The 20,250-nt window shown below is 56.2% G+C and carries 22 protein-coding genes; all 22 read left to right on the top strand.

The genetic code is table 11. The features are described from left to right. Positions 1–165: 165 nt before the first annotated feature. The 22 genes from GS3922_RS10590 to GS3922_RS10485 all read left to right on the top strand — a co-directional run bounded on the left by GS3922_RS10590 (position 166) and on the right by GS3922_RS10485 (position 20,207). Positions 166–1,635, top strand: a complete 1,470-nt coding sequence (locus tag GS3922_RS10590; RefSeq protein WP_082816556.1) for an IS5-like element ISGka1 family transposase — start codon at positions 166–168, stop codon at positions 1,633–1,635. A gap of 236 nt (positions 1,636–1,871) precedes the next feature. After that, positions 1,872–2,468: a transcription factor FapR gene (gene fapR, locus GS3922_RS10585; protein WP_063166328.1), complete on the top strand. Its 597-nt coding sequence runs from the start codon at positions 1,872–1,874 to the stop codon at positions 2,466–2,468. Further along, positions 2,452–3,438 carry a phosphate acyltransferase PlsX gene (gene plsX, locus GS3922_RS10580; protein ID WP_063166327.1) on the top strand — a complete coding sequence of 329 codons (987 nt, stop codon included), beginning with the start codon at positions 2,452–2,454 and terminating at the stop codon, positions 3,436–3,438. The genes fapR and plsX overlap by 17 nt, the downstream gene beginning before the upstream one ends. A gap of 17 nt (positions 3,439–3,455) precedes the next feature. After that, on the top strand, positions 3,456–4,397 hold the full coding sequence (fabD, locus tag GS3922_RS10575; RefSeq protein WP_063166326.1) for an ACP S-malonyltransferase: 942 nt from the start codon (positions 3,456–3,458) through the stop codon (positions 4,395–4,397). A 2-nt stretch (positions 4,398–4,399) separates the two neighbouring features. Next, a complete protein-coding gene (gene fabG, locus GS3922_RS10570) occupies positions 4,400–5,143 on the top strand; it encodes a 3-oxoacyl-[acyl-carrier-protein] reductase (RefSeq protein ID WP_063166325.1) in 744 nt (247 codons plus the stop codon). A gap of 60 nt (positions 5,144–5,203) precedes the next feature. Next, positions 5,204–5,437, top strand: coding sequence for an acyl carrier protein (locus tag GS3922_RS10565; protein WP_020959317.1), 234 nt, complete (start codon positions 5,204–5,206; stop codon positions 5,435–5,437). Positions 5,438–5,614: 177 nt separating this feature from the next. Further along, on the top strand, positions 5,615–6,355 hold the full coding sequence (gene rnc / locus GS3922_RS10560; RefSeq protein WP_063166324.1) for a ribonuclease III: 741 nt from the start codon (positions 5,615–5,617) through the stop codon (positions 6,353–6,355). 172 nt (positions 6,356–6,527) lie between these two features. Next, positions 6,528–10,091, top strand: coding sequence for a chromosome segregation protein SMC (gene smc, locus GS3922_RS10555; protein ID WP_063166323.1), 3,564 nt, complete (start codon positions 6,528–6,530; stop codon positions 10,089–10,091). A gap of 18 nt (positions 10,092–10,109) precedes the next feature. Continuing rightward, positions 10,110–11,099, top strand: a complete 990-nt coding sequence (gene ftsY / locus GS3922_RS10550) for a signal recognition particle-docking protein FtsY (protein ID WP_063166322.1) — start codon at positions 10,110–10,112, stop codon at positions 11,097–11,099. 270 nt (positions 11,100–11,369) lie between these two features. Continuing rightward, complete coding sequence (locus tag GS3922_RS10545) at positions 11,370–11,702, top strand: putative DNA-binding protein (protein WP_063166321.1); 333 nt, start codon at positions 11,370–11,372, stop codon at positions 11,700–11,702. Positions 11,703–11,714: 12 nt separating this feature from the next. Beyond that, positions 11,715–13,055 carry a signal recognition particle protein gene (gene ffh / locus GS3922_RS10540; protein ID WP_063166320.1) on the top strand — a complete coding sequence of 447 codons (1,341 nt, stop codon included), beginning with the start codon at positions 11,715–11,717 and terminating at the stop codon, positions 13,053–13,055. A gap of 94 nt (positions 13,056–13,149) precedes the next feature. Continuing rightward, positions 13,150–13,422 (top strand): 30S ribosomal protein S16, encoded by a 273-nt coding sequence (gene rpsP, locus GS3922_RS10535; RefSeq protein WP_008878614.1) that lies wholly within the window; start codon positions 13,150–13,152, stop codon positions 13,420–13,422. Between the two features lie 11 nt (positions 13,423–13,433). Further along, positions 13,434–13,670, top strand: a complete 237-nt coding sequence (locus tag GS3922_RS10530; RefSeq protein ID WP_063166319.1) for a KH domain-containing protein — start codon at positions 13,434–13,436, stop codon at positions 13,668–13,670. Between the two features lie 46 nt (positions 13,671–13,716). Continuing rightward, positions 13,717–14,103 carry a YlqD family protein gene (locus tag GS3922_RS10525; RefSeq protein ID WP_063166318.1) on the top strand — a complete coding sequence of 129 codons (387 nt, stop codon included), beginning with the start codon at positions 13,717–13,719 and terminating at the stop codon, positions 14,101–14,103. A gap of 15 nt (positions 14,104–14,118) precedes the next feature. Further along, the gene (gene rimM, locus GS3922_RS10520; RefSeq protein WP_063166317.1) at positions 14,119–14,637 is read left to right on the top strand and encodes a ribosome maturation factor RimM; all 519 of its coding nucleotides are present in this window, start codon (positions 14,119–14,121) and stop codon (positions 14,635–14,637) included. After that, entirely contained in the window at positions 14,637–15,371 is a 735-nt protein-coding gene (gene trmD, locus GS3922_RS10515) for a tRNA (guanosine(37)-N1)-methyltransferase TrmD (RefSeq protein ID WP_168157897.1), read from the top strand. The genes rimM and trmD overlap by 1 nt, the downstream gene beginning before the upstream one ends. Positions 15,372–15,505: 134 nt before the next feature. Next, entirely contained in the window at positions 15,506–15,862 is a 357-nt protein-coding gene (rplS, locus tag GS3922_RS10510) for a 50S ribosomal protein L19 (protein WP_063166315.1), read from the top strand. 119 nt (positions 15,863–15,981) lie between these two features. After that, positions 15,982–16,536: a signal peptidase I gene (lepB, locus tag GS3922_RS10505; RefSeq protein WP_063166314.1), complete on the top strand. Its 555-nt coding sequence runs from the start codon at positions 15,982–15,984 to the stop codon at positions 16,534–16,536. A gap of 12 nt (positions 16,537–16,548) precedes the next feature. Next, positions 16,549–17,415 (top strand): ribosome biogenesis GTPase YlqF, encoded by an 867-nt coding sequence (ylqF, locus tag GS3922_RS10500; protein ID WP_063166313.1) that lies wholly within the window; start codon positions 16,549–16,551, stop codon positions 17,413–17,415. 94 nt (positions 17,416–17,509) lie between these two features. After that, positions 17,510–18,307: a ribonuclease HII gene (locus GS3922_RS10495; protein ID WP_063166312.1), complete on the top strand. Its 798-nt coding sequence runs from the start codon at positions 17,510–17,512 to the stop codon at positions 18,305–18,307. A gap of 62 nt (positions 18,308–18,369) precedes the next feature. Further along, positions 18,370–19,923 (top strand): serine/threonine-protein kinase, encoded by a 1,554-nt coding sequence (locus tag GS3922_RS10490; protein ID WP_063166311.1) that lies wholly within the window; start codon positions 18,370–18,372, stop codon positions 19,921–19,923. After that, positions 19,920–20,207 carry an EscU/YscU/HrcU family type III secretion system export apparatus switch protein gene (locus GS3922_RS10485; protein ID WP_063166310.1) on the top strand — a complete coding sequence of 96 codons (288 nt, stop codon included), beginning with the start codon at positions 19,920–19,922 and terminating at the stop codon, positions 20,205–20,207. Before GS3922_RS10490 ends, GS3922_RS10485 begins: the two co-directional genes overlap by 4 nt. The last annotated feature ends 43 nt before the right edge of the window (positions 20,208–20,250 follow it).

Below are 20,250 nucleotides of genomic sequence, written 5' to 3'. Positions count from 1 at the left end.
CAGTCAAACTTCTTTGGAAGCCCCCACTTCAAATTTTCGCTAGAAAATTAAGTGGGGGTAGTTCACGGCTGTTTTCTTTCAGGGCCTAAAAGGCCGGTGAAAAAAGTACACCCTGAGGCAGGGATTTAGGGGGCTTATGTCGAAAAAGGAAGAAAAATCGTTGGAATGGAGCGTGAGCGGATCATGAAAGCCCCCAAAAACCCTTCGACTCAGCCTCGTCTGTTTCAAGTCATCGACATGGAAGAACTCGTTCCTCCACATCATATCTTGCGCCAAATCAACGAAGCGGTTGACTTTTCCGTCATTCACGATTGGGTGGCTCCCCTGTACACGGAAAAAACGGGTCGCCCGGCGGCGGATCCGGAACGGCTGCTTCGCCTAATGCTGCTCTCGTATTTGTTCGACCACTCTGAGCGGGAGTTGTATGAGATCCTCCCCATGCATGCCGGATACTTGTGGTTTTGCGGTCTCGACTTTGAATCCGTGCTCCATCCGGATCCTCATCACCCCACACTGCCGGATCGAACGACGCTCGTCAAAACACGGAAACGCTGGCGCCAACATGGAATCTTTGACCGGCTGATGACCTATGTGGTGGATCAATGCATCGCGGCGGGGTTGGTCTCGCCGGATGTCCATGCGGCGGCTGACGGCACCCAAGTGCGGGCGAATGCCTCGATCCACAGCTTGCGGGAGGTCAAGCTCGCTCCGGTGGAGACGTTGGAAGACTATCTGGCCCGCACTGCCCGGGAAGATGAACAGACCGAGGCCCGGGATCCGGATGACGACCCACCCTCTCCGTCTCCAAAATCAGGGGAACGCGTCCATGCCGAAGAACGGGGAAACTTCCGTGGAGCCACGTTTTCCAACCGGACCCATCGAAGCGTGACGGATCCGGATGCCCGGTTGTACAAGAAAGGCAAAGGGCAGGAAGCGTATCCTCGGTATCTGGTGCACGACGTCATCGATGTCCAGTCGCGCGTGATTTTATCCAGACGGGCCAGCCTCGCCACTGGAACGGCGGAACGGGAGACGAGTTTGGAGCAGCTGGCTTCGATTCAGTTTCGCCACCCGTCGATTACGATTCGGACCTTGTCTGCGGACAAAGCGTATGGCACCACCGAGTATCTGGAAGCGCTCTTCGTTCAAGGCATCACACCGCTCGTGTCGCTGCGCCGCAAGGAGATGGAGGAGATTCCAACCTGGAAGCGCCGGGCGAAGGATCCCGCTCAGGAAGCAAAGCGTCAGGCGAAAGTCCGAGACGTTCAGATTCGCAATCAAGCGAGGCTCATTCAGCAACAGGGCGGCTATCGATCCATTCAAGCCCTTCGCACGCGTTGTGAGCATGTGTTCGCCGAAGGGAAGGAATGTCACGGGCTGGACCGGGCCCGAAGCCGGGGCCTTTACGCCATGGAAGAACAGGCGCTGTTGACCGCCGTCGTGCAAAATCTGAAGCGATTGTGCCGGTTTCGAAAAAAACGAGGGGGGACCGGCTCTTTGGCGTGCGCAAAACCGGAATTGGGAGCAGGAAGTCCTGCTCGTCTTCCCATCCTTTGGCGCCAAACGGCGGGGAGAATGGCCTCCAAAATTCGACATGTGGGAAGTCTATGCCCCATTAATTCACCGGCCTTCTAAAGGTTGGATGAATGGATTTCTGTAAAAACTTGATTTTTGGGCGATCACACATCATCGCTGGAAGGAACCGATGGCTTTTCATCGGCATGGCAGGTTGAGTCCGAATCATATTTTTGCTGACAAACGGTTTTCGGCAACATGTGGACGCTTTTCACTTTTTTCGCTTGCATTCCGTTTTTTGATATTATATATTACTTTTAGTACCTAGTCATAAAATCGGACGGTGTAACAAATCGATGAGAAAAAGCAAACGCGAACGGCAACGGCTGCTGCAGGAGACGATCCGGGAAAACCCGTTTGTGACTGACGAAGAGCTGGCGGAGAAATTTTCCGTCAGCGTGCAGACGATCCGCCTCGACCGGCTTGAGCTGTCCATTCCCGAGTTGCGCGAGCGCATCAAGCACGTCGCCCGCCAATCGTTCGCCGATAAAGTGCGGGCGCTGCCGCTTGAGGAAGTGATTGGCGACATCATTGACATCGAGCCGGACGCGAGCGCCATTTCGATTTTCGATGTCAAAGAGGAACACGTCTTTCGGCGCACCCGTATCGCCCGCGGCCACCATTTGTTCGCCCAGGCGAATTCGCTTGCTGTTGCCGTCATCCACGACGAATTGGCGCTGACGGCGAAAGCGACGATCCGCTTCGTGCGTCAAGTGAAAGAAGGCGAGCGGGTCGTGGCAAAAGCGAAAGTGACCGGCAAAACGAAGAGCGGGCGCACGGTCGTTGACGTGAACAGCTATGTCGGCCAAGAGCTCGTGTTTTCGGGAACGTTCGAAATGTATCGCTCAAACATGGAAAAAAAGGATGGCGACAGCAATGAACATCGCGATTGACGCTATGGGGGGAGACCATGCCCCGCAAGAAATCGTGCGCGGGGCGGCAAGAGCCGCCGCGCATTTTTCCGATATCCGCATTACCTTAATTGGCGATGAAGCGAAAATTCGCCCGTACTTGCCGAGTGAGGAGCGCATTTCGGTCATCCACGCCGATGAAGTGATTGAAGCGACCGATGAGCCGGTGCGGGCGGTGCGGCGCAAAAAACATTCGTCGCTGGTGCGCATGGCCGAAGAGGTGAAAGAAGGGCGCGCGGACGCCTGCATTTCCGCCGGCAATACCGGGGCGCTCATGGCCGCCGGGCTGTTTGTCGTCGGACGGATCGCCGGCATCGACCGGCCGGCGCTCGCGCCGACGCTGCCGACGGTGGACGGAAAAGGGTTTGTCTTTTTAGACGTCGGCGCCAACGTGGACGCCCGCCCCGAACACTTGCAGCAATATGCGCTGATGGGGCATGTGTACGCCAAGCAAGTGCGGGGCATCGCGAATCCGCGCATCGGTTTGCTCAATGTCGGCACAGAAGATCAAAAAGGGAATGAAACGATGAAGCGGGCGTTTGTCCTGCTGAAAGAAACGAACCTTCATTTCATCGGCAACGTCGAAGCGCGCGACTTGCTGCAAGGAGTGGCCGATGTCGTCGTCGCCGACGGCTTTTCCGGCAATGTTGCTTTAAAAACGATCGAAGGGACGGCGATGGCGCTCTTTTCTTTGCTCAAGCAGACGCTGACAAGCAGCGTGGCGGCCAAACTCGCCGCCGCTGTGCTCAAGCCGAAGCTTTCCGGGCTGAAAAAGATGATGGACTACTCTGAATACGGCGGTGCCGCGCTGTTTGGCTTGAACGCCCCGGTCATTAAAGCGCACGGCTCATCCGATGCGAACGCCATTTTCCACGCCGTCCGCCAGGCGCGCGAAATGGTGGCGAATGACGTGATCGGCACGATCAAAGCGGAGCTGGAACGGACATCATAAATCAAGGAGGAACGGGAATGGGGAAAATCGCCTTTTTATTTCCAGGCCAAGGATCACAAACGGTCGGCATGGCGAAAGACGCCGCCGACCATGACGCCCGCGCCCGAGCGGTCATCGAAGCGGCCGACGAACGGCTCGGATTTCCGCTTTCAGCGCTCATGTTCAACGGGCCGCAAGAGGAGTTGACACTCACGTACAACGCCCAGCCGGCGCTCTTGACCGCGAGCATCGCTTTGCTGGAGCTCGTCAAAGCCGCCGGTTTCAAGGCTGATTATGTCGCCGGCCATAGTTTAGGCGAATATACAGCGCTCGTCGCCGCCGGCGCCATGTCGTTTGCCGACGCCGTCTACGCGGTGCGCCGCCGCGGCGAACTGATGGACGAAGCGGTGCCGGCCGGCGAAGGTACGATGGCTGCGGTGTTAGGAATGGAAGCGGAGGCGCTCGAGGCGGTGACGAACGAAATTGCTGCCCAAGGTGATCCGGTCGAGCCGGCCAACTTCAACTGCCCGGGGCAAATTGTCATCTCCGGCTCGAAAGCGGGAGTGGAAAAAGCGGGGCAGCTGGCAAAAGAGCGCGGCGCTAAGCGCGTCATTCCGCTTGAAGTGAGCGGGCCGTTTCATTCCGTGCTCATGAAACCGGCGGCGGAGCAGCTGCAACAAGTCCTTGCCGGCTTGAGCATCCGGGATGCCGACATTCCGGTCGTCGCCAATGTGACTGCCGAGCCGATGACGAAGAAAGAAGACATCGCCCGCCTGCTCATTGAGCAGCTGTATTCGCCGGTGCGCTGGGAGCAGTCGGTGCGCACGCTTTTGGCGCTTGGTGTCGACACGTTTGTGGAAATTGGGCCGGGGAAAGTGCTGGCCGGCCTCGTGAAAAAAATCGACCGCAACGCCCGCGTTTATGCGGTAAACGATCTTGCTTCCCTAGAAGCGACCGTTGCGGCGCTGAAAGGAGAATAACGATGCTCGAAGGAAAAATCGCCCTCGTCACCGGAGCGTCGCGCGGCATCGGCCGGGCAGTCGCTCTTGAGCTCGCCCGGCAAGGGGCGAACGTTGCCGTCAACTATGCCGGCAGCGAAGCAAAGGCGAACGAAGTTGTTGAAACGATCCGTTCGCTTGGCCGCGAGGCGTTCGCCGTGCAGGCGGATGTCGCCCGCGCCGAGGATGTGGAGCGCATGGTAAAAACGGTGCTCGACCAATTCGGCCGCCTCGACATTTTGGTGAACAACGCCGGCATTACGCGCGACAATTTATTGATGCGGATGAAAGAAGAAGAATGGGATGCCGTGATTAACACGAACTTAAAAGGGGTATTTCTTTGTACGAAGGCCGTTACACGACCGATGATGAAACAGCGCTATGGGCGGATCATCAACGTCGCTTCGGTCGTCGGCGTGATCGGCAACCCCGGGCAGGCGAATTACGTTGCCGCCAAAGCCGGCGTCATCGGATTGACGAAAACGGCGGCGCGCGAACTCGCCAGCCGCAACATTACGGTCAACGCCATCGCGCCGGGATTTATTACGACCGACATGACGGAAGCGCTCAACGCGGAGCTGAAAGAAGAAATGTTAAAGCAAATTCCGCTCGCCCGCTTCGGCGAGCCGGATGACGTCGCCCGCGTCGCCGCGTTTCTCGCTTCGGACGCGGCCGGCTATATGACCGGCCAGACGCTTCATGTCGATGGCGGCATGGTGATGCCATAATCAAACGCCTCTAGTATTTTTTTGGCGAATGGACTATAATCATGAAGGGAGGTGAACGCAATGGCAGACGTATTGGAGCGTGTAACGAAAATTATTGTCGACCGCTTAGGGGTTGACGAATCACAAGTGACGCTTGAGGCGTCGTTCAAAGATGATTTGGGCGCCGACTCGCTCGACATCGTCGAACTGGTCATGGAGCTCGAAGATGAATTCAACATGGAAATTTCCGATGAAGAAGCGGAAAAAATCGTCACAGTCGGAGATGCTGTGAACTACATAAAAAGCCATCTGTAATGCCGCTTTTTTGCAAAGTCCCGTTGCTCCGAACGGGGCTTTCTCTGCTTTTTTAAGAATGCCTGGCGGTTCCTGGGGGAAAGCGAACCGTCCCCGTTGGCGTAGCGGGGCGGCGAACGGATATAATAAAAATAGCATACGGCCAGTTTGTCTGGAACGAAGTCGGAGGGCATTTTTATGTCAAAACAAAAAGATAAAGAGCGCATTTATGAAAAAAGGCGGGCGAAGTTTCAAGAACTGCAGAAGAAGATCGGCATCACCTTCCAAAATGAAAGGCTGTTGATGCAGGCGTTCACCCATTCATCGTATGTGAATGAGCATCGGCGGCGGCTCCATGAGGACAACGAGCGGCTCGAGTTTTTAGGCGATGCCGTGCTGGAGCTGACCGTTTCTCAATATTTATTTCAAAAGTTTCCGCATATGAGCGAAGGGCAATTGACGAAGCTAAGGGCGGCCATCGTCTGCGAGCCGTCGCTTGTGAAATTTGCCAACGCTTTGTCGTTCGGCGAGCTTGTTTTGCTCGGCAAAGGCGAAGAGCTGACCGGCGGGCGGACGCGGCCGGCGCTGCTCGCTGATGTGTTCGAGGCGTTTATCGGCGCTCTTTATTTGGACCAAGGAATGGACGCGGTCATTCGTTTTTTAGGCCAAACGATGTTCCCGAAGATCGACGAAGGTGCTTTTTCTCATGTGATGGATTTTAAAAGCCAATTGCAGGAATTGGTGCAACGCGACGGGAGCGGAACGCTTGAATACGCCATTTTGGAAGAAAAAGGACCGGCCCACAATAAAGAATTTGTCGCCCGGGTGGCGCTGAACGGCCAAGAACTTGGCATCGGCGTCGGCCGCTCGAAAAAAGAGGCGGAGCAGCATGCGGCGCAAATGGCGCTCGAAACGTTGCGGGCCGCCGACAGGCAATAGAAGGCTGGCGCTTGACGTCAGTCTTTTTCTATGAACATTTTTCCTATTAGCGTTTTTTTCTGTCTTTGTATGGTATATTGATAAAAGATACAATCTTCTCGTCCGCCGTCCTGTCCGGCGGGAGGGGATGTTCATAACGGATTACAGCGGAAAGATGGTGAGGCACCAGACCATGTTCCTCAAACGGTTGGATGTGATCGGCTTCAAATCGTTCGCCGATCGCGTATCGATTGACTTCGTTCCCGGCGTGACGGCAGTCGTCGGCCCGAACGGAAGCGGCAAAAGCAACATTACGGATGCGATCCGTTGGGTGCTCGGGGAACAGTCCGCGAAGTCGCTGCGCGGCGCGAAAATGGAAGACGTCATTTTCGCCGGCAGCGATTCGCGCAAGCCGCTCAACGTGGCCGAAGTGACGATCACGCTTGATAACGAGGACGGCTTTTTGCCGTTAGAGTACCAGGAAGTCAGCGTAACCCGGCGCGTCTATCGCTCCGGGGAAAGCGAATTTTTCATCAACCGTCAGCCGTGCCGTCTTAAAGATATTGTCGACCTGTTTCTCGACTCCGGGCTCGGCAAGGAGGCGTTTTCGATCATCGGTCAAGGCCGGGTCGAAGAAATTTTAAGCAGCAAGCCGGAAGAGCGGCGCACGATTTTTGAAGAAGCGGCCGGTGTCTTGAAATATAAGCTGCGCAAAAAAAAGGCGGAGACGAAACTGGCGGAAACGCAAGATAACTTGCACCGCGTGAACGACATTTTGCACGAGCTTGAGCAGCAGCTTGAGCCGCTCCGGATGCAGGCGTCGGCCGCCAAAGAATATTTGGAGAAACGGGAGGAGCTCGAGCGGTTTGAAGTGGCGCTCATGGTGCATGACATCGAGCAGCTGTATGAGCAATGGAACGGGCTGAAGGCAGCGTTTGATCAGCACCAGCAAGATGAAGGGGCGCTGGCGGCAGTGTTGCAAAAAATGGAAGCGGACATTGAGCAGTTGCGCGACCAAATCACCGCCATTGACGAATCCGTCGACGGCTTGCAGCAAGTGCTCCTCTTAGCGAGCGAGGAGCTTGAAAAGCTGGAAGGGCGGAAAGAAGTGCTGAAAGAGCGGAAAAACCATGCCGCCAAACGAATCGCGCAGCTCGATGAAGCGACCGCTGCCCTAGCGGCGAAACGGCGCCGCCTCACGGAACAGCTCCATTCGGAGCAGGCAGCGCTCGCCGAGCTCGAGGCAGCCGCCGCGGCGCTTGAGAAAGCGTTGAAAGAGAAGCAGGCGTCGCTTTCGGCGTATGAGATGAATATTGACGAAGAAATTGAACAGCGAAAGAGTGACTACATTGACCTTGTCCACGAACAGGCGGCGTTGAAAAACGAGCGTATGCATGTAGAGCAAGCGATCAGCAGGCTGCGCGCCAAGCAGGCGTCGCTGGCGGAAGCGAACGGCCATCATCTCGCCGAACGCGAACAGCTCGAGCGAAAGCGGATGGCTTTATCCGCCGAGCAATCCCGCCTCGAACGGGCCATGGCCGAAGCGCGCGACAAACAAGCCGTCCTCGCTGCCGCGCTTAAGGCGCAAAACACGGAGCTTGAACAGAAAGAAACGCTGCTCCATCAGGCGCGCCAATATCGGCAACAGGCAAAGGCGCGCCAGCAATGGCTTGAAGAGATGCAGCACGATTACGCCGGCTTTTTTCAAGGGGTGAAAGAAGTATTAAAAGCGCGCGGCCGGCTGCCTGGCATTCACGGTGCGGTCGTTGAGCTCATCCGCGTTCCGGACCGCTACGAAACCGCGATCGAAACGGCGCTCGGTGGGGCGATGCAGCATATTGTCGTCGACAGCGAATCGGCGGCGCGGCAAGCCATTCATTATTTGAAGGCGAACGGCTACGGACGGGCGACGTTTTTGCCGCTTGACGTCATCCAGGCGCGCTTCCTTTCCGAACGAGAGCGGGCGGCGGTTAGCGGCCACCCGGCGTTTGTCGGCGTTGCGAGCGAGCTCGTCGAGTGTGAGCGCGCGTATGCGGCGGCGATCGCCCATTTGCTCGGCCACGTCATCGTGACGGTTGACTTAAAAGGGGCGAACGAGCTGGCAAAGCTTCTTCATTATCGCTACCGGCTCGTGACGCTCGACGGCGATGTCGTCAGCCCGGGCGGGGCCATGACGGGCGGCGGGGCGACGAAAAAGGCGGCCTCCCTATTAAGCCGAAACCGCGAGCTCGAAACGCTTGCGGTGAAACTACAGGAAATGGATGAAAAAATCGCGCAGCTTGAGCGCGACATCGCGGCGAAACAGCGCGAACGGGCGGAACGGGAAGCAGAGGCGGCCGCGCTCGAGCAAGAGCTCTCGGGGTTGCAGCAGGCAATGCAGGCACAAAAAGATGAACAGCGCGAAATCGAATGGCAAAAAAAGCGAATCGATGAGCGGCTCGCCTTATATGACGAAGAAAAAGCAAACGATGAGCGTGAAATCGCGGAGCTGAACAACCGTCTGCACGCCATTGACGGGCAGCTTCAGCAGCTGGCCGAGAAGCTGCAGGCGATCGACAGGGACATCGGCCGGCTGCAGGCGCAAAAACAGACGGAACAAACGACAAAAGAGGCGCTTCAGGCAGCGATCACCGAGGAAAAAATCGCCTTGGCGGAAACGAGGGAGCGGGTGAAGCACGCGCGCCGGAAAGCCGAGGAGTTGGAAGCCGAGCTGGCGGAAACCGACGGCGAGCTTCGGGCAGCCGAACAGGAGCGGGCCGCTTTGGTCGCGGAAATGAACGCACCGGCGTGGAACGAAGACGAACTCGAAGCGCAGCGTCAGCAAAAACTGGAAGACAAGCAAAAAACGATTGAACTGATCGCCAGCCGCCGCGAGCAGCGGCTTGACTGCCAAGGGCGGCTCGAGCATTTGGAGCGGGAATGGAAAGAAGCGAAGCGGCAGCATAAACAGCTCGCCGAGGCGGTGAAAGACGAGGAAGTGAAGCTGAACCGGCTGGATGTGGAACTCGACAACTTGCTTGCCCGCCTCCGTGAAGAGTACGGGCTGTCGTTTGATGCGGCCCGTTCCGCGTACCCGCTTCATATCGAGGTCGAGGAGGCGCGCAAGCGGGTGAAGCTCATCAAGCGCGCCATTGATGAGCTTGGCACTGTCAATTTAGGGGCGATCGACGAATATGAGCGCGTTTCCGAGCGGCACCGCTTTTTAAGCGAGCAAAAAACCGACCTCGAAGAAGCGAAAGCGACGCTTCACCAAGTGATTGACGAAATGGATGAGGAAATGAAAAAACGGTTTTTCTCGACGTTCGAACAAATCCGCGCTCAGTTTGGCGAGGTGTTCCGCGAGCTGTTTGGCGGCGGCCGCGCCGATTTGCGGCTGACCGATCCGAGCGACCTGCTAGAAACCGGAGTCGACATTGTCGCTCAGCCGCCGGGGAAAAAGCTGCAGCATTTAAGCTTGCTCTCTGGCGGCGAGCGGGCGCTGACGGCGATCGCCCTTTTGTTTTCCATTTTAAAAGTGCGCCCGGTGCCGTTTTGCGTTCTTGACGAAGTCGAGGCAGCGCTCGACGAGGCGAACGTGCAGCGGTACGCGCAATATTTAAAACAGTTTAGCAGGCAAACGCAGTTTATCGTCATCACCCATCGAAAAGGGACGATGGAAGAGGCCGATGTGCTTTATGGCGTCACGATGCAGGAATCGGGCGTCTCGAAGCTCGTTTCCGTTCGCCTTGAAGATTCGAAGCAGCTTGTGCAGTCATAGTGGAAAGGAGGACCCTTCATGGGCTTTTTTCAAAAGTTGAAAGAAAAATGGACGAAACAAGCCGATGCCGTCACCGAAAAGTTTAAAGAAGGGCTGTCAAAAACGCGCGATTCGCTTGCCGGAAAGGTGAATGATCTGATCGCCCGCTACCGGAAAGTGGATGAAGAGTTTTTTGAAGAGCTCGAGGAAATTTTAATCGCCGCCGATGTCGGCGTCGCGACCGTCATGGAGTTGGTCGACGAGCTGAAAATGGAAGTGAAGCGCCGCAACATTCAAGACTCAGCGCAAATGCGCGACGTCATCGCCGAGAAGCTCATCGACATTTATCGCGCCGGCGCCGGCGATGAGGAACTGGCCGCCTTAAATATGCAAGAAGGCGGGTTGACCGTCATTTTGTTCGTCGGCGTCAACGGCGTCGGCAAAACGACGACGATCGGAAAACTTGCCCATAAGCTGAAATCGGAAGGAAAATCGGTGCTGTTGGCCGCCGGTGACACGTTCCGCGCCGGGGCGATCGAGCAGCTCGAGGTGTGGGGCGAGCGCGTCGGTGTCGACGTCATTAAGCAAGCGGCCGGCTCTGACCCGGCGGCGGTCATGTACGACGCGATTCAAGCGGCAAGGGCGCGCGGCGTCGATGTATTGTTATGCGATACAGCTGGGCGGCTGCAAAACAAAGTGAATTTAATGAAAGAACTTGAAAAAGTGAAGCGCGTCATCAGCCGCGAAATTCCGGGCGCGCCGCATGAAGTGCTGCTTGTGCTCGATGCGACGACCGGACAAAACGCCATGAGCCAGGCGAAGCTGTTTAAGGAAGCGACCGATGTCACTGGCATTGTGTTGACGAAGCTCGACGGCACGGCGAAAGGCGGCATCGTGCTTGCCATTCGCAACGAGCTTGCCATCCCGGTGAAATTTGTCGGCCTCGGCGAAAAAATGGACGACTTGCAGCCGTTTGATCCGGAAAAATACGTTTACGGGCTGTTTGCCGGGTTGTTTGATGAACAATAACGCCGCCTTGTCCGCAAGCCATCGTGCAAGCAGCCAGTTCAAAGCAAGATGCTGATTGCCGGATCATCTCGTTTTTCGGCAGCGGGGCGGCCCGCACTGAAACGGCATCCGCTTCTCGTCGGGGCTGGCGGCCATCGCCGCCAGCCCTGCTTTTGTTGCGACAAGGAAGTGAAACAAAACGAATGGCCGTTATCTTGACAATTGGCGAGAAACAAAGTACACTCACTCTTGTAAAGGATTTTCACTTAACAACGAGGGAGGGAGCGTTCGGTGCTCGAAAAAACGATGCGCATGAACTATTTGTATGATTTTTATCACGCGCTGCTGACGCCGAAACAGCGCAATTACATGGCGCTGTACTACTTGGACGACTACTCCCTCGGGGAAATTGCTGAACAATATGAGGTGAGCCGCCAGGCGGTGTACGATAACATCCGGCGCACGGAAGCGATGCTGGAGCAATATGAGGAAAAGCTCGGACTGCTGCAAAAATATGAACGGCGACAGCGGCTCATTGGGCGACTAAAAGACTACGTTCGCCAACATTATAGCGCTGATGCTGAATTGGCGGCGCTAGTCAACGAGCTTGATGAGCTCGATTAAGGGGGGACCGCTATGGCGTTTGAAGGGTTGTCCGAACGCTTGCAACATGTCATGAATCGAATCCGCGGCAAAGGGAAAGTGACCGAGGCCGACGTAAAAGAGATGATGCGCGAAGTGCGCCTTGCCTTGCTAGAGGCCGACGTCAACTTTAAAGTCGTGAAAGACTTTATTAAACGGGTGAGCGAGCGGGCCGTCGGGCAGGAAGTGATGAAAAGCTTAACGCCCGGCCAGCAAGTCATTAAGGTCGTCAAAGAAGAGCTGACAGCGCTCATGGGCGGCGAGCAAAGCAAAATCGCCGTCGCGAAGAAGCCGCCGACGGTCGTCATGATGGTCGGGCTGCAAGGGGCCGGGAAAACGACGACGACCGGGAAGCTCGCCAACTTGCTGCGCAAGCGGCATAACCGCAAGCCGCTGCTTGTAGCCGCTGACGTCTACCGTCCGGCGGCGATCAAGCAGCTCGAGACGCTCGGCAAGCAGCTGAACGTGCCCGTTTTTTCGCTAGGCGAGCACGCTAACCCGGTGGAGATCGCCAAACAGGCGCTCGAGCGGGCGAAAGAGGAGCATTACGACTACGTGCTCATCGATACGGCCGGCCGCCTTCACGTCGACGAGGCGCTTATGGATGAGCTGAAGCAAATGAAAGAAGCGGTCAAGCCGGATGAAATTTTCCTTGTCGTTGACGCCATGACCGGGCAAGATGCCGTCAATGTCGCACAAAGCTTTCATGAGCAGCTCGGCATTACCGGCGTCATTTTAACGAAGCTCGACGGCGATACGCGCGGCGGAGCGGCGCTGTCGATCCGCGCCGTCACCGGGGCGCCGATCAAGTTTGCCGGGTTGGGCGAAAAGCTCGACGCTTTAGAGCCGTTCCATCCAGAGCGGATGGCGTCCCGCATTTTAGGAATGGGTGATGTCCTGACGCTCATTGAAAAAGCGCAGGCCGCCGTTGACGAGGAGAAGGCGAAGGAGCTTGAGCAAAAAATGCGCACGGCAACGTTCACGCTCGACGATTTTTTGGACCAGCTCGGCCAAGTGCGCAAGCTCGGCCCGCTCGACGAAATTTTAAAAATGCTGCCGGGGGCCAATAAAATCAAAGGGCTCGATAGCATCCAAGTCGACGAAAAGCAAATCGCCCGCGTTGAAGCGATCATCCGCTCGATGACGAAAGAAGAAAAAATGCATCCGGAAATCATTAACGGCAGCCGGAAAAAGCGGATCGCCAAAGGAAGCGGCACGACCGTGCAGGAAGTAAATCGGCTTTTGAAGCAGTTTGACGACATGAAAAAAATGATGAAAATGATGACGAATATGCCCAAAGGGAAGAAAAAAGGATTTCGCTTCCCATTTATGTAAATGATGTTCTGTTAAGCGAAAAACCTTTACAAACGGAAAAAGAATTGTTAATATACTATCTTGTGTGAACTATATACGGAGGTGCGTACAAACTATGGCAGTAAAAATTCGTTTAAAACGCATGGGTGCAAAGAAAAACCCGTTCTACCGCATCGTTGTGGCAGACTCGCGCTCGCCGCGCGACGGCCGTTTCATTGAAACGATCGGCACGTACAACCCGGTCGCCGAGCCGGCGGAAATTAAAATCAATGAAGAGCTGGCGCTCAAATGGCTGCAAAACGGCGCCAAACCGTCGGATACGGTGCGCAGCTTGCTGTCGAAACAAGGCATTTTAGAGAAGTTCCATAACTTAAAATACGGCAAATAAGCGAGACAGGCATGAAACCGCTCATTGAAACGATCGTTAAGGCGCTTGTTGATCATCCGGAAGCGGTGGCGGTCGACAGCCGTGAAGAAGAGACGGCGGTCGTCTATGAGCTGTCGGTGCATGATGAGGATGTCGGCAAAGTGATCGGCAAGCAAGGACGAACGATCCATGCCATTCGTACGGTCGTCTATGCTGCCGCGGCCGGGTCGCCAAAGCGGATCATCGTGCAAGTGAAAGAAAAAGGGTGAGGATGTTCCTCTCCCTTTTTTGATATCGCCGTAAAGGGGGATGAGGATGAAGCTCATTCAAACGGTCGAGGTGCGGCAAGTTGTCACCGAGCGAAGCAAACAGACGCTCGCCGCGGCGTTTGCGGCGCGCAAGCAGCAGCTCGAGCGCGAGTGCGACCAGCTTCGTTTCGAACAAAAGAAAATGGAGAAAAGCGGAAAATATTCGCCCGCTTTAGTGAAACAATATTTTGCGAAAGAAATTGATGACCGCATACAGAAAATAAAGCTGCTTGAGTTTCAACTTGAGCAATTACATATGCTACCGTTAGGCAGCGAACTGAAGGAGCGGGAAGTCGAGGCGCTCATTGAGGTGAACGTCGGCGACCGCTGGGAAGAGGTGACAAAGGCGCGCGCCATCATCGTTGAAGATGGCGTCGTCAAAGAGATTCGTTAAGAAGGGATGAAGGTGATGGAACGATGGTTTAACGTCGGCAAGATCGTCAACACGCACGGCATTCGCGGCGAGGTGCGCGTCATTTCGCGGACCGATTTTCCCGAAGAGCGGTACAAAAAAGGAAACAAGCTGTACATTTTCCGTGAACGCGACGCCGAACCGGTCGAGGTGACCGTAAAAAGCCACCGCGTCCATAAATCGTTTGATTTGCTGTCGTTTGAAGGGTATGACAGCATTAACGACGTCGAGCCGTTTAAAGGGGCGATGCTGAAAGTGCCGGAGAGCCAGCTTGGCCAACTCGATGAAGGCGAGTATTATTTCCATGAGATTATCGGCTGCACGGTCGTGACAGAAAATGGGGAGACGATCGGCACGGTGCGGGAAATTTTAACGCCGGGGGCGAACGACGTTTGGGTCGTTCGGCGCCAAGATGGCACCGACGCGCTCATTCCGTATATTGATGACGTCGTTTTGCGCGTCGACACGGAGCGGAAAACGATCATCATCCGGCCGATGGAAGGGCTGCTTGAATGATGCGGATCGATATTTTAACGCTGTTTCCCGGCATGTTTTCCGGCGTGCTGAATGAGTCGATTTTAAAGAAGGCGCAAGAAAAGGGAGCGGTGACTATCCGCCTCGTTGATTTCCGCGAGTTTGCCGACAATAAGCATAAAACGGTCGACGATTATCCGTACGGCGGCGGCGCCGGCATGGTGCTCAAGCCGCAGCCGATTTTTGACGCGGTGGAACACGTGACGGCTGGATCGCCTGGCGCCCGCATCATTTTGCTTTGCCCGCAAGGCGAGCGCTACACGCAAAAAAAGGCGGAAGAGCTGGCGAAAGAAACGCATTTGGTGCTCATTTGCGGCCATTATGAAGGCTATGATGAGCGCATTCGCCAACATTTAGCGACCGACGAAATTTCGATCGGCGATTATATTTTGACCGGCGGGGAACTCGGCGCCATGGTCATTGTCGACAGCGTCGTCCGTCTTCTCCCCGGGGTGCTCGGCAATGAGGCGTCGCCGGTCGATGACTCGTTCAGCTCCGGGCTGCTTGAGTATCCGCAATACACAAGACCGGCCGATTTCCGCGGCATGAAAGTGCCGGAGGTGTTGCTGTCAGGAAACCATCAGCTCATCGCCGAGTGGCGCGAGAAGGAATCGCTCCGGCGCACGTTTTTGCGCCGTCCGGATTTGCTTGCCGATTACCCGCTTACCGACAGGCAAAAGCAATGGCTGAAAGAATGGGAGCGAGAGCGCGAATAGCTATTGCCTGCAGCCGGTGTTTATGCTATCATATTCTTTGTGTGACTTAAGCGGCATGCTTAAGGACGGAAAACGATGTTCCGCTGCAATGAAGAGATCATTGGCATGAACATCTGTGGAAGGAGTGGAAAATGATGCATCATTTAATCCAAGAAATTACGAAAGAACAATTGCGGACCGATTTGCCGGATTTCCGCCCGGGCGACACGGTGCGCGTTCATGTGAAAGTCGTCGAAGGCAACCGCGAACGCATCCAAGTGTTTGAAGGTGTCGTCATTAAACGGCGCGGAGCGGGCATCAGCGAAACGTTCACGGTCCGCAAAGTGTCCTATGGCGTCGGCGTTGAGCGCACATTCCCGGTGCATACGCCGAAAATCGCCAAGCTCGAAATTGTCCGCCGCGGGAAAGTCCGCCGCGCGAAATTGTACTACTTGCGCGAACTTCGCGGCAAAGCGGCGCGCATCAAGGAAAATACGAACGCAGCGCAATAATGGACAACGGTGGATCACAGCGGAAAAGGAGCTTGCTTTCAAGCTCCTTTTTTCACTACCGCCAATGATGATTACGGTAGTGATCCACGACTGCAAACTTTGATTTAGGTGGGTGGACAATGGAACAGAAAAAAAGCGAATGGCGTGAATGGATGAAAGCGATCGTCGTTGCCGTCTTGCTCGCCGGGGGCATCCGCTACTTTATTTTCGCTCCGATCATCGTCGACGGTTATTCGATGATGCCGACATTACATAACCATGAGCGGATGATCGTCAATAAACTGGCGTATAAAATCGGCATGCCGCACCGTTTCGATATCATTGTTTTTCAAGCTGAAGAAGGGAGAGACTATATTAAGCGAGTCATCGGCCTGCCGGGCGACCGAATTGAATACAAAAATGATACGCTCTATATCAATGGCAAGCCGTATGAAGAGCCGTATTTGGACGAGTATAAAAAGCAGTTGTCCGACGGCGGTCCACTGACGGAATCGTTCACTTTGGAGGAACTGACCGGGCGAAGCACGGTGCCGCCGGGGCATTTGTTTGTCATGGGCGACAATCGCCGTTTCAGCAAAGACAGCCGCCATATCGGCTTCATTCCGATGTCCAAAGTCGTTGGCAAGGCGAATCTTGTGTATTGGCCGTTGGCTGACGCCCGGATTGTGAAATAAACGAGGCAGGTGATGCCAATGACAGTGATTCAATGGTTCCCCGGCCATATGGCGAAGGCCAAGCGGGAAGTGCAAGAAAAATTAAAGTTGATCGACGTAGCGTTTGAGCTGCTTGACGCCCGTGTGCCGATGTCCTCGCGCAACCCGATGATCGACGAGATTCTCGGACAAAAGCCGCGCCTCATTTTGCTCAATAAGGCTGATATGGCCGATGAGGCGGTGACCGAACAGTGGATCCGCTATTTCCACGATCAAGGGCGGCTGGCTTTGCCCATCGATGCTCAAAGCGGAACAGGAGTCCGGCAAATCGCGGCGGCAGCGAAAGAGATGGTGAAAGACAAGTTCGACAAAATGCGGGCGAAAGGAATTAAAAACCCGCGTCCGGTGCGAGCGCTCATCGTCGGCATTCCGAACGTCGGCAAATCGACGCTCATCAATCGGCTTGCCGGCCGCCATATCGCCAAAACCGGCGATAAGCCGGGGGTGACGAAAGCGCAGCAATGGATTAAAGTCGGCAAAGAGATGGAGCTTCTTGATACACCCGGCATTTTATGGCCGAAGTTTGAGGATGAGGATGTCGGCTACAGGCTGGCGGTCACCGGCGCGATTAAGGATGAAATTTTAAATTTGCAAGACGTTGCGGTGTATGCGCTCCGCTTTTTATCTGACCATTATCCGGAGCGGCTTATGGAGCGATATGGCCTCGACAGCATTCCCGATGACATGGTCGCCTTGTTTGACGCCATCGGCCGGCGGCGCGGCTGCCTGACGGCGGGCGGCGGCATCGATTACGATAAAGTGGCCGATATCGTTTTGTATGACATTCGCACAGAAAAGTTAGGACGGCTCAGCTTTGAAACGCCCGCTTTATGGACGTAATGCGTCCGGCGGGCGTTTTTCATTGGCTGAAGAACTTTTCGCTTCACAACGGTCGGAATGCAGCCGATAGTATAAGTAGAAAAGGGAGAGGATTATGAAACAGTATACGGTGAAAGAAATTGAAGCGCTGCTTCCAGAACTCGGGGGAGAAAGCGACCCGCGCTGGGAGATGCTGCGGCGCGATGAACGAAAAAGCGTGCAGGCGCTTCTGGCCCGCTTTATTAGGCAAAAGGAGCGGGAGAAAGCGGCGCGGCAGCGCTGGGAAGAGCTGATGCGCCATGAGCGTGAACTATATGCCGCCGGCATTGAACGAATTGCCGGCATTGACGAAGCCGGACGCGGACCGCTGGCCGGCCCGATTGTCGCCGCGGCCGTCATTTTGCCGAAAGATGCTTATTTGCCGGGGCTTGACGACTCGAAGCGGTTGACGCCAGCCAAGCGCGAGGCGCTGTTTGCGCAAATCGAGGCGTGCGCCGTTGCGATTGGCGTCAGCATTGTTAGCGCGGCTGAAATTGATGAGTGGAACATTTACGAGGCGACAAGACAAGCGATGGCCAAAGCGGTCGCTGCGCTCTCGCCGCCGCCGGAGCATTTGCTTGTCGATGCGATGGCCGTGCCGTGTGCGCTGCCGCAGCAGCGCCTCGTAAAAGGCGATGCCAATAGCGCCTCGATCGCTGCCGCGTCCATCATCGCCAAAGTGACGCGCGACCGATGGATGCATGAGCTCGATCGCCGCTATCCGCAATATGGTTTTGCCCGCCATATGGGCTATGGGACGCCGGAACATCTTGCGGCGATTCGCCGCTATGGCGTGACAGAGGAGCACCGCCGCTCATTCGCCCCAGTAAGGGAAGCGCTCGATGTTCGACATAGCGGCCAAGGCGCGTTTTGACGGTGCGGATGGAAGAGGGATGCCCCGCCTAAGTTAGGCCGGAATGAAAGGATGAGAAGCGAATGGTAGAGCGGATGGAACGAACCATTCCGGTGACCGCTGTCCGTGATGCAACATTCAGCCAACGGTTTCAGCCCGGACAGGCGGTCGTCGGCCGGGTCGAGCAGGTGGAGGAAACGAAAAACGGAGAACAGGTGGCGTTCGTCCGCGTTGGCAGCCAGCTCGTACGCGCCCGCCTCGAGGCACCGCTTCTCCTCGGGCGCACGTACTTGTTTGAAATCAAACAACAGGAGGGAACGATTTATTGGAAAGCCGCCTCTTTCCCCGGGCGTTCGTCCGCTTTGTCTGACGAGGACACCGCGCGCCGATGGCAGCAGACGTGGAAGCTGCCGGACGCCGCCTTGCCGGTGCTCCGCCAGGCGTTCAAAGCAGGCGCGGCCGTGACGAAGGGGGAGATTGCGGAACTGACCGAGGCGGTGAGGGAAACAGAGCGGCCGGCCGATGCCGAAGAGGTGCTCGCATACTTGTTCCGCCGCCGCCTGCCGCCGTCTGCCGCCGTGTTTCGGGCATTGTGGGCGGCAAAAACCGGGGTGCCGCTCGCTGAGGGGTTGGGGAAACTGAAAGCGGCCATTGCCGCCCTTTCCGCCCATCCGGCGGCGCCCGAGCTCGGCCGGGCGATCGAGCGGCTTCTTTCCCCGCCGTTGTTCGTCTATGAGACGGTTGTGCACTTGCTTCTTTCGACCGAGGGAGAAGAAGCGGGGCCGGCGCGTGCGCTTCTCGCCCGCCTCGGATTGGCCCCGCTGCCGGAGGATCGGCATTCAGCGCTTCAAGAGGCGGTGCGGCAGCGGCAGTTTGCCGAGGTGTACAGACAGCTTGGCTTAGCTGATGAGGAAACGTTTTTGGCACGGGTTGCCGCTGTGGATGCCGCCTGCACAAGCGGGGCGCTCACTGAAGCGGAAGCGGCGTTGTGGGCAGCCGCCAGAGCTGCGAGCGACCCGGCGTTGTCGTTGTTTCACTGGCTGCGCCGGATCGCCGGACGCCTCGGCCTTGAAGACGAGGCGGCGCTCGCTCGTGCCGTGAAAGCGGGGGCTTTGCCGGAAGGGTCCCCATCGTTGAAAAGGCTGCTTCTTCACTTTCTCCGCGCGCCGGGGGACAGGGAGGCGAAACAGGCAGCCGAAGCGCTCCTCACCCAGATGGACGGAATGGCCATTACCGCTGGCGGCGATGGGCTGCTCGAACATGTATGGCTTGCGTTTCCACTGCCGCTTGGCGCGCGTTTGAGCGATTTTGCCGTCTGCTGGCAAGGGAAGCGGACACCTAACGGACGGCTTGATGACGATTATAGCCGCATGGTTTGTTGCTTAACGCTCGAGGCGCTGCAGGAGATCGTTGTCGATGTGCGCATCCAGCGGCGGATTGTCCACATTTCGATATTTCACAGCGACCCGCGGCTGCCGGCGCTCACCGCCCGTTTCGCCCCGCTTGTGAAAGAGCGATTGCAGGCGCACGGCTATACGCTCTCGGGCGTCGATGTGAAAGCAACGGATGCCGCACCGCCGCCCCCGTCTCGTTTCCCGTTTTCCGGCACATATAGTGAGGTGGATTGGCGCATATGAATGAAGAGCGGAAAAAAGCGGTCGCTTTGTCGTACGATGCGGCGGTCGATGAGGCGCCGGTCGTCAAGGCAAAAGGAAGCGGGGAGATCGCCGAGGCGATCATCGCCGCGGCTGAGCAGTACGGCGTGCCGGTGCGAAAAGACCCGTCGCTTGTTGAGCTGTTAAGCGAAGTGGAGATCAACGAAGCGATTCCGGAAGGGCTGTATGCCCTCGTAGCGGAGTTGTTTGCCTTTCTTTATCAGCTCGACCGGGCGGTGAAAGAAGAGACGTTGGGGGAGGGATAATTTTCCTATTCCCCAATTTCTTAATTTTGCGGCGAAACGGTGG

It is taken from the genome of Geobacillus subterraneus (assembly GCF_001618685.1).
GTDB classification, from domain to species: domain Bacteria; phylum Bacillota; class Bacilli; order Bacillales; family Anoxybacillaceae; genus Geobacillus; species Geobacillus subterraneus.
Note: the sequence above shows the minus strand (reverse complement) of the source record. Positions and strands in the feature narration are given on the sequence as shown.